Annotated in this window: 16 protein-coding genes; 7 read left to right on the top strand and 9 right to left on the bottom strand. The window is 36.2% G+C overall.

Features of this window, described 5'->3' with window-relative positions:
- Nucleotides 1–38: 38 nt before the first annotated feature.
- The 5 genes from BLV35_RS15885 to BLV35_RS15905 form a co-directional block, all read right to left on the bottom strand.
- Nucleotides 39–938, bottom strand: coding sequence for a DUF808 domain-containing protein (locus tag BLV35_RS15885; RefSeq protein WP_091092502.1), 900 nt, complete (start codon nt 936–938; stop codon nt 39–41).
- A 6-nt stretch (nt 939–944) separates the two neighbouring features.
- Complete coding sequence (locus BLV35_RS15890) at nt 945–1,835, bottom strand: dienelactone hydrolase family protein (protein WP_091092760.1); 891 nt, start codon at nt 1,833–1,835, stop codon at nt 945–947.
- A gap of 36 nt (nt 1,836–1,871) precedes the next feature.
- Nucleotides 1,872–2,555, bottom strand: a complete 684-nt coding sequence (locus tag BLV35_RS15895) for a nitroreductase family protein (RefSeq protein ID WP_091092763.1) — start codon at nt 2,553–2,555, stop codon at nt 1,872–1,874.
- Nucleotides 2,556–2,688: 133 nt separating this feature from the next.
- Nucleotides 2,689–3,339, bottom strand: coding sequence for a dienelactone hydrolase family protein (locus tag BLV35_RS15900; RefSeq protein ID WP_091092765.1), 651 nt, complete (start codon nt 3,337–3,339; stop codon nt 2,689–2,691).
- Nucleotides 3,340–3,375: 36 nt separating this feature from the next.
- Nucleotides 3,376–4,011, bottom strand: a complete 636-nt coding sequence (locus BLV35_RS15905; protein ID WP_091092504.1) for a phosphoribosyltransferase — start codon at nt 4,009–4,011, stop codon at nt 3,376–3,378.
- A 246-nt stretch (nt 4,012–4,257) separates the two neighbouring features.
- On the opposite strand from BLV35_RS15905, the gene BLV35_RS15910 reads away from it, so the two are divergent.
- The 7 genes from BLV35_RS15910 (at nt 4,258) to BLV35_RS15940 (ending at nt 10,958) form a co-directional block, all read left to right on the top strand.
- A complete protein-coding gene (locus BLV35_RS15910) occupies nt 4,258–5,223 on the top strand; it encodes an ion channel (protein WP_091092506.1) in 966 nt (321 codons plus the stop codon).
- 68 nt (nt 5,224–5,291) lie between these two features.
- Nucleotides 5,292–6,188 (top strand): MerR family transcriptional regulator, encoded by an 897-nt coding sequence (locus tag BLV35_RS15915; protein ID WP_091092509.1) that lies wholly within the window; start codon nt 5,292–5,294, stop codon nt 6,186–6,188.
- A 35-nt stretch (nt 6,189–6,223) separates the two neighbouring features.
- Complete coding sequence (locus BLV35_RS15920; protein ID WP_091092511.1) at nt 6,224–7,693, top strand: phytoene desaturase family protein; 1,470 nt, start codon at nt 6,224–6,226, stop codon at nt 7,691–7,693.
- Between the two features lie 2 nt (nt 7,694–7,695).
- On the top strand, nt 7,696–8,535 hold the full coding sequence (locus BLV35_RS15925; protein WP_091092514.1) for a phytoene/squalene synthase family protein: 840 nt from the start codon (nt 7,696–7,698) through the stop codon (nt 8,533–8,535).
- Between the two features lie 50 nt (nt 8,536–8,585).
- Entirely contained in the window at nt 8,586–9,026 is a 441-nt protein-coding gene (locus tag BLV35_RS15930) for a sterol desaturase family protein (protein WP_091092516.1), read from the top strand.
- Between the two features lie 175 nt (nt 9,027–9,201).
- Complete coding sequence (locus tag BLV35_RS15935) at nt 9,202–9,663, top strand: SRPBCC family protein (protein ID WP_091092518.1); 462 nt, start codon at nt 9,202–9,204, stop codon at nt 9,661–9,663.
- Nucleotides 9,663–10,958, top strand: a complete 1,296-nt coding sequence (locus BLV35_RS15940; protein WP_091092520.1) for a cryptochrome/photolyase family protein — start codon at nt 9,663–9,665, stop codon at nt 10,956–10,958. The genes BLV35_RS15935 and BLV35_RS15940 overlap by 1 nt, the downstream gene beginning before the upstream one ends.
- Before the next feature lie 136 nt (nt 10,959–11,094).
- Here BLV35_RS15940 and BLV35_RS15945 read toward each other — a convergent pair whose 3' ends face one another.
- Genes BLV35_RS15945 through BLV35_RS15960 form a run of 4 tightly spaced genes read right to left on the bottom strand, consistent with a single transcriptional unit; the run spans nt 11,095 to nt 14,165 of the window.
- A complete protein-coding gene (locus BLV35_RS15945; protein WP_091092523.1) occupies nt 11,095–12,513 on the bottom strand; it encodes an SDR family oxidoreductase in 1,419 nt (472 codons plus the stop codon).
- A 23-nt stretch (nt 12,514–12,536) separates the two neighbouring features.
- Nucleotides 12,537–13,151, bottom strand: a complete 615-nt coding sequence (gene folE, locus BLV35_RS15950; RefSeq protein ID WP_091092525.1) for a GTP cyclohydrolase I FolE — start codon at nt 13,149–13,151, stop codon at nt 12,537–12,539.
- Between the two features lie 29 nt (nt 13,152–13,180).
- Complete coding sequence (locus BLV35_RS15955; protein WP_091092527.1) at nt 13,181–13,864, bottom strand: SDR family NAD(P)-dependent oxidoreductase; 684 nt, start codon at nt 13,862–13,864, stop codon at nt 13,181–13,183.
- A 19-nt stretch (nt 13,865–13,883) separates the two neighbouring features.
- Nucleotides 13,884–14,165 (bottom strand): TIGR03643 family protein, encoded by a 282-nt coding sequence (locus BLV35_RS15960; protein WP_091092533.1) that lies wholly within the window; start codon nt 14,163–14,165, stop codon nt 13,884–13,886.
- Nucleotide 14,166: the final 1 nt, after the last annotated feature.

The following is a 14,166-nucleotide window of genomic DNA, read 5'->3' on the forward strand; positions in this document are numbered from 1 at the left end:
TGAGTACTGCTTTGCCTATTTTTTTTATATGTTTCAAACTAGCCTTTATTTATAGTATCCAGATTTTCAACAGCATCGTTTTTCTTACCAAATATTTTTTTGAATCCTTTTACGACCACCAGTGCTATGATTCCGCCAACTAGTCCAGCAATGATTTCTCCTACTATCGAAGGTAAGTTTTGTAGTAAATGATGCAATGGTTCAATATTATGCATGAATATTCCCCCTGCTACCAGAATCAATGCGATTGTTCCTATAAAGGCTAGGCTTTTTATCACTATGGGTAGTAATTGTATCAATCCGTTACCGATTAATTTTGAGGTTTTGCTTTTGTGAGCTGTTAGTCGGATTCCTAGGTCGTCCATTCTAACAATTGCAGCTACAATTCCGTAGACTCCTACGGTGGCTAAAACCGCCACAAAAGTAACTACCATAATTTGAGTCGAAATAGGTTTTCCTAATACACTACCCAAGGCAATAATCACGATTTCTACAGATAGTATAAAGTCAGTTATTATGGCTACTTTTATTTTTCCTTTTTCGAGCGTTAATACTTCTTCTTCGCTAAGGATCGTGGCTTCAATTGTAGTAATGGCATGTTCATGAGGGACTACATATTCGTATATTTTTTCAGCACCTTCATATGCTAGATAAATAGCACCTAATATAAGTACGACTGTAATTAACCAAGGTATAAAATAGCTTAATAGAAAAGCCAGCGGTAGGATGATTAATTTGTTTAAAAATGAGCCTTTTGTTATGGCCCATAGCACGGGGATTTCTCTAGAGGAAACAAATCCTGATGCCTTTTCAGCATTAACAGCCAAATCATCACCTAATATTCCTGCTGTTTTTTTAGTTGCTATTTTACTCATCACCACAACGTCATCCATAAGTGCTGCAATATCGTCCAGCAGTGCAAAAATTCCTGATGCCATAATCTCCTATTTGTTTAGTTTTTCTTTAAAAAAATTAATTGTTCGTGTCCATGATAATGTAGCTGCAGCTTCATCATATCTGGGCGTTGTGTTGTTGTGAAAGCCATGATTGACTCCAGGATAGGTGTATGCTGTATTTTCTACTCTATTCTTTACGAGAATGGTTTCATAGGCAGGCCAACCTTCATTTATTCGGCTGTCTAAACCTGCATAGTGCAGTAATAGCGGAGCTTTTATTTGCGCGGCTTCTTCGGCGGTAGGCTGCCCGCCGTAATAAGGTACCGCTGCCGATAAAGTTGGAATTTTTACCGCCATCATATTGGCAATCCAACCTCCAAAACAAAATCCTACAACACCCACTTGACCATTACAATCTTTATGGGATATGAGATAGTTATAAGCTGCAATGAAGTCTTCAAGCATTTCTTCACGTGTTCGCTTTTTTTGTAATTCTCTTCCGTCGTCGTCATTTCCAGGGTAACCGCCTAATGGGGATAAAGCATCGGGTGCAAGAGTGATGAACCCTTCTACGGCAGCTCTTCGGGCTACATCTTCGATATAAGGATTTAGTCCGCGGTTCTCGTGTACTACGATTATTCCGGGCAGTTTTTTTTTCGTTTCTGTTGACTGAGATAAAAGTGCCTTGATCTTCCCTCCACCTTTCGGAGATTCGTATGTGATGTATTTCGATTTTAACCTTGGATCACCAGGTTTAATCAAAATGGAATCCAAATAATTAGGCGTCATAAAACTAAGTAAGGAAGGAACAGTAAGAGCTCCTACAGCAAACAAGGATAATTTTTCAACGAACCTTCTTCTGTCAATTTTGTTATGAGCGTAGTCATCGTATAGGTCAAATACTTCCTGACTAATATCTTCTTTAGTTAGTTTCTTCATGGTCATAGCTTTTGTTAAAGGTACACTTTGTTTCAATCAATAGAATACACAAATGTCTTCGAGTGCTTTTCTTTGTAAATCAGGAACCCAGCATTCTTCGGCAGGATAACCCACGGGAATCAATAAAAAAGGTTTTTCATTTTCTGGTCGGTCCAGGGTTTTGGTCAAGAAATTCATTGGACTAGGAGTATGGGTTAAAGAAACCAAACCAGCATTATGTATTGCTGCCAACAAAAATCCTGCCGCAATGCCTACACTTTCTTGAACATAATAGTTGTTTTTCTTCTTGCCGTCAGCACCAAATTCATAAATACGTCTAAAAACGATGATGAGGTAAGGAGCGGTTTCTAGAAAAGGCTTTCGCCAATCTGTTCCTAAAGGTTTTAAATCTTCCAGCCAATCACTAGACATGCGGGATTCATAACTTTGTAGTTCTTCCTCTTCGGCAGCGATACGGATTTGTTTTTTAATTTCGGGATTTTCAATCACACAAAAAGTCCAAGGTTGCTTGTGCGCGCCAGAAGGAGCGGTAGAAGCTGTCTTTATAATGTTTTCAATTACTTCGCGAGGAACTGGTCTATCTGAAAATTCTCGCGCCGAGCGTCTGCTGTCCATGGCTTCATAAAAAGATAGAGAACGTTCAAGCATTTCTTCGGCAGAAAGAATGGGTTTGCTGTAGCGGATATATGGATGGTCTTCAATTAATTTTTTTTCGTGCATTTTGAATGTTTTTTTTCCTAATGTCAAATATAAAAAAAATTATGAGTCTATCGCCCAGATGTAGTACTCAAGTCGCTGTTTCTGTTATTGCCAAAAAAAAATCCCTCAATGGGGATTTTGGTAGCGTTGTGGCTTAGTGATATTCCTTTTTATGGACCAAATGTTTTTTATACCAAGTAATTGCTAAATCAGCCACTTCTGAGAGTTTTCCTGGCTCTTCGAATAGATGGGTTGCTCCGGTAACAACTTTCATTTCTTTTGTGCAAAGTAATTCGTCATATGCCGTTTTATTCATTTCGATTACAGGCATATCATCGCCGCCTACAATTAGTAATGTTGGAGCTGTCACTTGGTGAAGAGCGCTTAAAGCTAAGTCAGGTCTGCCGCCGCGAGTGACCACCGCTTTTATAGTGTCACCAAAATAGGCCGCTGCCCGCAATGCCGAAGCCGCTCCAGTACTAGCTCCAAAATAGCCGATGGGTAAGCTCTTCGCTTCATTATAATTCATAAGCCATTCCGTAGTTTCAATCAATCGGCTAACCAATAAGTCAATGTTAAATCTGTTTTCGTAAACGCTGTCTTCCTCAACTGTCAGTAAATCAAATAGTAAAGTGCCTATTTTTTGTTTTCGAATGAGTTCAGCCACCATCCTGTTTCTGGTGCTAAACCGACTACTACCACTTCCATGGGAGAACACAATAATTGCTGCTGCCTCTTCGGGAATTATTAAATTTCCTTTTAGTGTGACATGAGTTAGAGGGATGTTTAGTTCTAGTTTTTTCATGATTTCCATTCTTTGAATAAGTGAATTGTATGGCATTTATGCAAGGGGGTAGGTGGCTTCCAGCATTTGGATTACTTCGTCGTCTTCTACTTGCTGAAAATTTTCGAAAAAACTACCTACACCCCTGAAATGTTTTGAGGCTATCAAATAGATAAGTTCGTCGGTCTGTTTTTCAAATATGGGGACAGTATCGTAGGGTAAGACTGGAACGGCAACGACAATTTTAGCAGGGTGCCGTTTTCGCAGCATTTCTATACTTGCTAATAGCGTATTCCCTGTCGCTATTCCGTCATCTACGAGAATAACATTTTTATCTTTAATCTCTAAGGGCTCTCGATCACCTCTATAGAGTTTGTATTTTTCGCGAAGTACAGTTCGGAGTCTAGTAATTTCATTTTCTATGTATTCCTTAGCTACATCAGGATGTTTATCTAGAATGGTAGAATCTAATGAAACAGCGCCAATCGCAAATTCTTTATTGGTTGGATGTCCAATTTTTTTAGAAAGAACAATGTCTAAAGGGAGTTGTAAGTTTTTTGCAATTTCATAACCAAGGGGTACGCCTCCTCTGGGTACTGCGAAAACAACCGAATTGCTGTTTTTGTACTTTTTTAATTTTTCCGAAAGTAAAATGGCCGCTTCTTCTCGGTCTTTTAAGATCTCGCTATACATGTCTCACTATTTTAAACGATAAAATACTACAACTTACATAAAGATACTGATTTTCAGTCGTTTACGAAATATATAATGAAAATTTATTTGCTATAGGAGTTAGAAAAATTCTTCAGCGGCCAATTGTGATAGGCCTGTGGGATCGGTATTCGATTTCCTGCGCCAATCGGGTGGTCTTCTGAAGGAACATAATATTTGGATGCTAGTTAATTTTATCTAATTTTGGTTTTATATAAGACATAGGAAATGGCATTATTAGAGAGAATAAACCTTCGGGCAAAAGCAGATAAAAACACAGGATTTGGGACCAACGCTAGCAGCTATGGCGGTCGTTTTGTAAATAAAAATGGAAGTGCTAATGTAGAGAAGCGAGGGATGCCTATTTTGCAGCGCATCAGCTGGTATCACACGATGATTGATATGGCAGTTTGGAGGTTTATGCTGATTATTCTTTCTTTTTATGTCGGAATCAATTTTATATTTGCCTCTATTTATTATGTAATTGGGATCGAACATTTAGACGGAATTACAAGTACAGACAGTGAATGGGTAAAATTTGGGCAGGCTTACTTTTTTAGTGCACAAACGTTTACCACTGTTGGTTATGGCCACATCAGTCCCACTGGTTTTTTGACCAGCTCACTTTCTGCTGCAGAGGCTTTAATTGGTTTGTTGAGTTTTGCTATTGCCACAGGTTTATTCTTTGGAAGGTTTAGTAAACCCACAGCTTTTTTAAAATTCTCGCACAATGCGGTGATCGCGCCTTACGGAGATATTTCAGGGCTGATGATACGTTTAACGCCTTATAAAAATACCAATTTTACTGATGCAGAAGCTAAAATAACTTTGGGGATGAGTATTGAGGAAAACGGAAAGAAAGTTAATAAATTCTATTCGTTGGAATTAGAATTGGAAAAGGTAAATGCATTGCCCTTAAGTTGGACCTTAGTGCATCCCATTACTGAAGAAAGTCCACTGTATCAATTTACAAAGGATGATTTCGCCAATACGCAAGGTGAAATTCTCGTTTTTGTAAAAACGTTTGATGATATGTTCAGTAATACTGTTGCCACTCGTACTTCTTATACTTTTGAGGAAGTAATTTACGGAGCTAAATTTGAACCGATGTACACCCGAAGTACAGACAATTCGAAGACAATTTTGTATTTAAATAAGCTTAATTCATTCAAGGATGCCCCACTAAAAGCATAGTTTTTAACTTATTTTCAGATTTATAACAAATAAATAAACTACATTTGTTTAATAAATATGAATAAATAATGAACAATATAAAAAATGTTTTTAGCATAAAGGACCTGGAAAATCTTTCCGGTATAAAAGCACACACCATACGTATTTGGGAAAAAAGGTATAATGTGCTGCAACCAATGCGCACAGATACTAATATCAGATTGTATGATTTGGCGAGTTTGCAAAAACTGTTGAACATTACTTTATTGCACGATTATGGATATAAAATATCTAAAATCTCTGCTTATCCAGAAGATCAGATCCCAGTGATGGTAAGAGAAATTGTATCTTCAAAGAGTGCAAAAAATCATGCTATCACCGCTTTCAAAATGGCTATGATGAATTTTGATCAGGAGCTTTTTTTTAACACGTACAATTGGCTTACTGAGGAAAAATCATTCAAAGAGATATTTAATCAGGTATTTATTCCATTGCTGGAAGAGCTAGGTTTGTTGTGGCAAACAGATACAATTACTCCTGCTCACGAGCATTTTATTAGTTATTTAATTAAACAAAAAGTATTAGTCAATACGGAAAAACTTCAGACGGTCAAGCCTACTAAATTAGAGCGGGTTTTTGTGCTTTCGCTTCCTATGAATGAAATACATGAGCTGGGGTTGATGTATTTGAATTACGAGATTTTGTTAAGTGGTCATAAGACCGTTTATTTAGGGGAAAGTATGCCCATTGATAACTTAAAAGATCTGAAAAAACATTTCGAATCCATTGTTTTTGTGTCTTATCTAACGGTTCAGCCGGAGAGAAGTGCCATTGATGACTATATAGGACAAATGACAGATGAACTATTAGATGATACGACAGAACTCTGGTATACAGGCTGGTTAACTCAGTTTATTGATAAAGAAAATCTTTCTGAAAGAGTAGTTGTTTTTGATTCTATTGCGGAATTAGTGGAAAAAATTTAGGTTTTGTTTAATCATTTTGTATATTTGCTAAACAAATGAAAAAGAAAATTACAATTATAGGTTCTGGGTTTTCAGCATTATCTGCTGCTTGTTATTTAGCAAAAGCCGGTCACGAGGTCGTGGTTTTTGAAAAGAATGCTACCATTGGTGGAAGAGCAAGGCAATTAAAAAAGGATGGTTTTACATTTGATATGGGGCCAAGTTGGTACTGGATGCCAGATGTTTTCGATCGTTTCTTTGCTGATTTTGGTAAAAAAACAACAGATTATTATGAGCTCATAAAATTATCTCCTGCTTATCGGGTGTACTTTGGAGTAGATGAATTTATTGCAATCGCAGATAATTTAGCAGAAATTGAAGCTACTTTCGAAGCTATCGAAAAAGGAAGCGGAAAAATTTTGCACGAGTTCATAACAGAAGCAAAAAGCAATTATGATATTGCTATCAAAGACCTGGTATACCGTCCTGGAGTTTCGCCATTAGAACTTGTAACGGTCGAAACAACAAAGAAGATTGGGCAGTTTTTTAGCAATATCAGTCGAGATGTTCGTAAGAAATTTAAAAACGAACGTCTAATTCAAATTCTTGAATTTCCTGTATTGTTCTTGGGAGCAAAACCGTCTGATACGCCGTCTTTTTATAGTTTTATGAATTACGCTGATTTTGGAATGGGTACTTGGCATCCAAAAACTGGAATGTTTGATGTGGTGCGAGCCATGGAAAGTCTTGCTAGAGAACTGGGAGTAACGTTTCATACCAACTCGAATATTGAAAAAATCATAGTCGAAAATAAAACCGCAACAGCGATCATAGTTAATGGCGAAAAGATTGATTCTGACTTAGTTTTAAGTGGCGCTGATTACCATCATACTGAAACATTATTAGACAAGGAATTTCGTGCCTACTCAGAAAAATACTGGGAAAGCCGTGTTTTTGCTCCTTCATCTTTACTGTTTTACGTTGGATTTAATAAAAAAATTGAAAACATATCACATCATGCTTTGTTTTTTGATGTTGACTTTTATCAGCATGCTAAAGATATTTATGATGAGCCGCAATGGCCAAAAGAGCCTTTGTTTTATGCTAACTTCCCTTCTTTGACAGACAAAACTGCCGCTCCCGAAGGAATGGAGTCTGGTTTTTTTCTTATTCCATTAGCTCCTGGAATCAATGATTCAGAAGAGCTGAGGGAGGAGTATTTCAATAAAATAATAGATCGTTTTGAGCAGTTGACACAGCAAAGTTTAAAAAATAATATTATCTTTAAGATAGCATTTTGCAAAAATGATTTTGTAAAAGAGTATAACTCATACAAAGGGAATGCCTATGGAATGGCTAATACTTTATTACAAACGGCTTTTTTAAGACCAAAGCTTAAAAGTAAAAAAGTACGTAATTTATATTTCACAGGACAATTGACCGTTCCTGGGCCGGGTGTGCCACCAGCATTAATTTCAGGAAAATTAGTGTCAGATTTAATTAATAAACAATTTTTAGACCAATAATTATGAAGCAATTATTTGACGACGTATCATTCAAATGCAGTAAGCTGGTGACAAAAAACTACAGCACTTCATTTTCCTTAGCGGTATATATGCTTGCGCCAAGTATTAGGGATGCTATATACAGTATCTATGGTTTTGTTCGATTTGCGGACGAAATAGTGGACTCTTTTCATGGTTTTGACAAAGAAGATTTGATTAATGATTTCGAAAAAGAATATTATAAAGCCTACAATTCAGGGATAAGTTTGAACCCAATATTAAATTCCTTTCAAAGTACCGTGAAAGAATATAATATTACGGATGATCTTATTCAGGCTTTCTTAAAAAGCATGAAACTGGACTTAATCAAATCAGATTATAACAGTCTTGAAGAGTATAATGAGTACATTTATGGATCTGCTGATGTGGTAGGTTTAATGTGTCTTAAGGTTTTTGTAGCTGGTCAAGACCAGAAATATGAGCAACTAAAAGGAGAGGCAATGCGCTTGGGGTCTGCTTTTCAAAAAGTAAATTTCTTAAGGGATTTAAAAGAGGATAACCTGGTGTTGAACAGAAATTATTTTCCTGGAATCGATTTGAATTCTTTCGATGAAAAGGCTAAAAATGCTATTATAAAAGAAATTGAAGAGGATTTTAAGATTGCCTACGAGGGAATTGTTAAGTTGCCTATTGAAGCTAAATTTGGGGTTTATACCGCCTATGTCTATTATAAAAAATTATTAAAGAAATTAGAGAATACTCCTTATCACCAAATTGGAAATGAAAGAGTACGGGTTTCTAATTATACTAAAGCGGCATTATTAGCACAGTCTTTCGTGTCTTATAAGTTGAAGTTGGTATAAGACTATAAAACCCATTTCCAGCAGTTAAAATTAATTAAATACAAACAACAATGATTTCTTTTTCTATTTTCCTTGGCGTTTTTCTGTTTATGGAATGTGTGACCTGGCTAACCCACAAGTACGTGATGCACGGATTGATGTGGTATTTCCATGAAGATCATCATCAGCCTAAATATGCGCATCCATTTGAACGCAACGATATTTTCTTTGTGATTTTTGCTATCCCTAGTATCGTGCTTTTTTACTATGGCGTTGAAGGAGGGATTAACTATTTGTTCTTCATTGGACTCGGAATCACGGCATATGGTTTTTCTTATTTTATGATTCATGATGTGTTAATCCACCAGAGATTCAAATGGTTCAAGAACACAAAAAACAAGTACCTTGTTGGTTTACGCAAAGCCCATAAAGTACATCACAAACATCTAGGTAAAGAGCATGGCGAATGTTTCGGTATGTTGTTTGTCCCTTTTAAGTACTATAAAATATAATAGTTTTATTTGGGCGTGACCACTTTGAAAAAACATTTTTTTTGTTTTTTCAAAGTGGTCGGGCTTTACACTCCCGCTTTTATGATCTCGTTTTAAGAACGAGACCATAAAGAGCTCCGCTGCAATCCCTCACGCACAACAGTAGCTAAGACTACAATTTAATCCAAAAATAATCATGAAAATATATAAAAAAGAAACTGTTCAACACGTAAATGCAACAGTAGAGGAATGTTGGGAATTTTTTTCCAAACCAGGTAATTTACAAAAAATAACACCAGAAACGATGGGATTCGAAATCACTGATTTCGATAATAAACCCATGTACGCTGGACAAATAATTCAGTATAAAGTTTCCCCACTTTTGGGTATAACAATTCCTTGGATGACAGAAATCAGTTTTGTTAAAGAAAATAGTTATTTTGTAGACGAACAACGTTTTGGACCCTATGCTTTATGGCATCACAAACACTTTTTTGAAGCTACTGAAAACGGTACTAAAATGACGGATATCGTTCATTATGCTTTGCCGTTAGGCTTTTTAGGTAGAATAATGAATACCTTGATGGTTAAGAATAAATTAAATGAAATTTTTGAACATAGAGTAGTAAAGGTAAACGAAATATTCAATTCAAAATAATGGCAAAAGAGACAGTATCTTTTTTTTGGTTTAGACGCGATTTGCGTTTGGAAGATAACATTGGTTTATTTCACGCTCTGGAATCTAATTATCCTATCATTCCGTTATTTGTTTTTGACGATTCTATCTTAGATAGTTTGCCAAGAAACGATGCAAGAGTTGGATTCATCCATGAATCATTATCTACTATTAATGAACAACTAAAACAAATAGGAAGTTCGCTATTGGTTAAAAAAGGAGAAACTACTGCCGTATGGAAATCGCTTATTCAGGAATTTGACGTTAAAGAAGTATTCTTTAATAAAGATTATGAGCAGTATGCCATCAAAAGGGATGATGTTATCTGTGAACTTTTGCAAAGCGAGAATATCATTCCGTTTTCTTTTAAAGACCAAGTCATTTTTGAAGAAAAGGAAATCACAAAAGCAGATGGATTGCCGTACACTATTTATACCCCGTTTAAGAATAAGTGGTTGGATAAATATAATGCTATGGCGCCAGTACGTGAGTATACAGGCTCAGATACTTCTTCTAATTTTCATAAATCAAATTATATTTTTCCATCCTTGGAAGAAATAGGGTTTGAGGAAAGTAATATTAAAGTGCTTCCGTACAATCTAAAACAGATTTCTGAGTATCAGGAGATACGTGATTTTCCAGCTATAGACGGTACGTCCTATTTATCACCGCATCTTCGTTTTGGAACGGTAAGTGTTCGAAAGATGGTCAATTGGGCGGCTAAAACAAATGCTGTTTTTTTGAGTGAATTGATATGGAGAGAGTTTTTTATGCAAATTCTGTTTAATTTTCCAAGAGAAGTGACGCATAATTTTAAACCGGCCTACGATGGAATTCAATGGCGAAACAATGAAGCCGATTTCAAGCGCTGGTGTTCTGGTACTACAGGATATCCCATGGTCGATGCCGGAATGCGCCAACTCAATGAAACTGGTTATATGCATAATAGAGTGCGTATGGTTGTAGCGAGTTTTCTATGCAAACATTTATTGATAAACTGGCAGTGGGGTGAAGCCTATTTTGCCGAAAAATTGCTGGATTATGAAATGGCGTCCAATGTGGGCAATTGGCAATGGGCAGCAGGAACCGGCTGTGATGCCGCTCCTTACTTCAGGGTCTTCAATCCTGAAATCCAACTGAAAAAATTTGACGAAAAAGGAATTTACATCAGGAAATGGATTCCTGAATTTGATTTAGGATATGGTCAACCTATGGTAGAACATGCTATGGCGAGAGATAGAGCTATAGCGACTTACAAAGCAGGAATATTGAAATAACCTTTTTTTTGTCATTTCGACGAAGAAGGAATCCTATGTACGGGAGTCGTTTGATGAGATTCTTCCTTTGTCAGAATGACAAGTTTGAGTTTATGTATTATTGAAGGATATTTAAATATTAAATATTTAAATAGTTTTACTTTATCAACTTACTCAGCATCCCATTAAAAATGAAGCCGTGAAAAGGCAATACAGAATACCAGTATAATTTCCCCCAAATACCCTTAGGCTTAAACGTTGCCGCTTGGTACAATGTATTATTTATTATTTTGAATTCGAGCCATGCCTGACCAGGTAGTTTCATCTCGGCATACAGCACTAGTTTTCCTTCTTCTTTATTGGCATACAAAACCCGCCAAAAATCCAAAACGTCTCCTGAGTGAATCTCATGTCTGTTTGTTCTTCCTCTTCGAGAGCCTACACCTCCAAAAAGTTTGTCGATAAAACCTCGAATTCCCCAGAGCCAATCTCCATAATACCAACCGGATTCGCCGCCTATGGACCAGATTTTATCAATCGTATATTCTCTATTTATAATTTCTTTTTTACGGCGGTCAATAAAACAGTCTTTCTTTGGAATTTTTAAATATTCAGAAATATTAGTGCTAAACCTTCCGCTTGCTAAGGAATCTTTCCAACTAGAAACTACTTTATCTTCACCTACTTTGATTAATGCAAGAGAAAGTGCTTGTTTGTATGACATGGGCTGTATACCAAGCAGTTCGTTTATTCTGGTGTCCCTGCAAACTACTTCAACCTTCATACTGCTTACTAATGCTGAAGCTAATTTATAAGAGGTAGAAGTAACAAAATAAAGCCAATAAGAAGACAATTTAGGAGTCATTAAAGGCACTGTATAAATCCATCTTTTTAAGTTTTTAGCTTTGGCAAAGCCTAATAACATCTCTTTATAGGTAAGTATATCGGGCCCTCCAATGTCAAAATTTTGATTGTAGGTTAATGGATTTAATAAGGACTTTGATAAGAATTCAAGGACATTACGGATGGCAATAGGCTGACATCTAGTATTGAGCCATTTTGGGGTAATCATGATAGGAAGCTTAAGTACCAGATCTCTAATAATTTCAAAGGATGCGCTTCCTGAGCCCACAATGATTCCCGCTCTTAAGGCTGTTAGTGCAAAAGTACCAGTGTTTAATATGTCTTCTACATTTTTTCTGGATGCAAGGTGTTTCGAAAGAGAATCGTCATTTACAATTCCAGTTAGGTAAATAACTTGTTGTGCATTAGTACTGTTTACCCTATTGACAAAATTAGTGGCTGAGGTACTTTCTAGTTCATCATAATTATCCTTTGAACTTGCCATGGAATGGATGAGGTAATAACCGGCATCAATATCATCGGGAATGTTTTTTAAAGTTTCTTCTTTTAGAAAATCAACTTCAATTACAGTGATGTTTTTTTCGAATTCTTTTGGCGTATAAAACCTGTTTTTATCTCTCACGCAACAAATTACATCATGGCCTTGCCCGATTAAAATGGGTAAAAGCCTTTTTCCAATGTATCCTGTTGCGCCGGTTAAGAGAATTTTCATAGATTTTATTTTGAGTATTAAATTTAACTAAATTTATTGGAAATCAGACTAATAAACTCTTTTCTTGTTTTGTCTTTCTCAAATGCACCTGTAAATGAGGAGGTAGTAGTTACTGAATTCTGTTTTTGAATTCCTCTCATCTGCATGCACATGTGTTGTGCTTCAATCACTACTGCAACACCTAATGGGTTTAAAGCCTCTTGGATACAATCTTTTATTTGATCTGTTAATCTTTCTTGTACTTGCATTCTTCTGGCAAAAGCATCCACTATTCTGGGAATCTTACTAAGCCCTACAATCTGTCCATTCGGAATATAGGCGACATGTGCTTTTCCGAAAAAAGGCAACATATGATGTTCACACATGGAATAAACTTCAATATCTTTTACGACGATCATCTGCCTGTGATCCTCTGTGAATAATGCCGATTTTAAAATTTGTAGCGGGTCAAGGCCATATCCATGCGTTAAATATTGCATCGCTTTGGCTGCTCTGACTGGTGTACTCACAATTCCTTCTCGATTTACATCTTCGCCTAGATTGTTTATTATTTCTTTATAATTTTCAGCGATTGCGTCTGTCATTTCAGTGTCATAACGTTCTACTTTTTCGTAACTTTTCATTTCTTTAGCTATCATATTCTTACCGTATTAACTCTTGATTTTATTTATATTTTAAAGGATACGATACCGTAATCCATTTCAAAAACTTGACCCGAAATTGATTTGGCTTTTTCAGAGATTAAAAAATCAGCCATATCTGCAACTTCTTCTGGTTTTAAGTATCCTTTCATCGGGTGACGTTCTACCATGTTTTCCTTCATTCGATCATTTCTTAAAATTCCTGCTGATAAAGAGGTTTCGGTAATCGTGGGAGCAATGGCATTGATGCGTACTACCGATGCCAACTCGGCTCCCAACGATTTAACTAATCCTTCGACTCCTGCTTTTGCTGTAGCAATACTAGCGTGAAATGGCATTCCTAGTTTTGCTGCAACTGTACTAAATAATACAATCGAAGGATTTGCTCCCTTTTTTAAAACAGGTAAATATTTCTGAATGACTTTTACAGCTCCTATTACGTTGATTTCAAAATCGTTTCTAAAATCATCTATACTTAAACTCCCTATTGGTTTTAAATTAATTGAACCGGGACAGTAGATCAGTGTGTCAATCATTTCTATCTCAGGCAATAGATCGTTAAGTACGTCTAAGGGATAATGGATTAAGTTAGGGTGTGTTACATCAGGTGCGGTGCGGCTGATGTTAAAAATTTTATTTTGTTCTAATTGTTGCATTAAAATAGCACTTCCTATTCCTTTGCTTCCGCCTATAATAAGTATGTTTTTCATTTAAAGTAGGTGTGAATATTTATCTTTTCGAAATTTTAGTATTATTTATTTGTCTTTGGCGTGTACATTTAAACCTGCCTTTTTCAAAATCACGAAGCTTTTCATGTTTTGTTTTTCTACCTTGAACACGTTCGCGCCACATTCTGAAACTGGATGGTTTCATTTCGGTTCGCATCAGGTCAATTACTTCTTGCTCTTTTAGACCAAATTGCATTTGGATTGCCTCAAATGTGGTTCTGTCTTCCCAAGCCATTTCAATTACGCGATCTTTTTCTATATCAGATAGATGATGTTCTGCCATT

Origin of the sequence: Flavobacterium gillisiae (assembly GCF_900107635.1) — a bacterium.
Taxonomy (GTDB): Bacteria; Bacteroidota; Bacteroidia; order Flavobacteriales; family Flavobacteriaceae; genus Flavobacterium; species Flavobacterium gillisiae.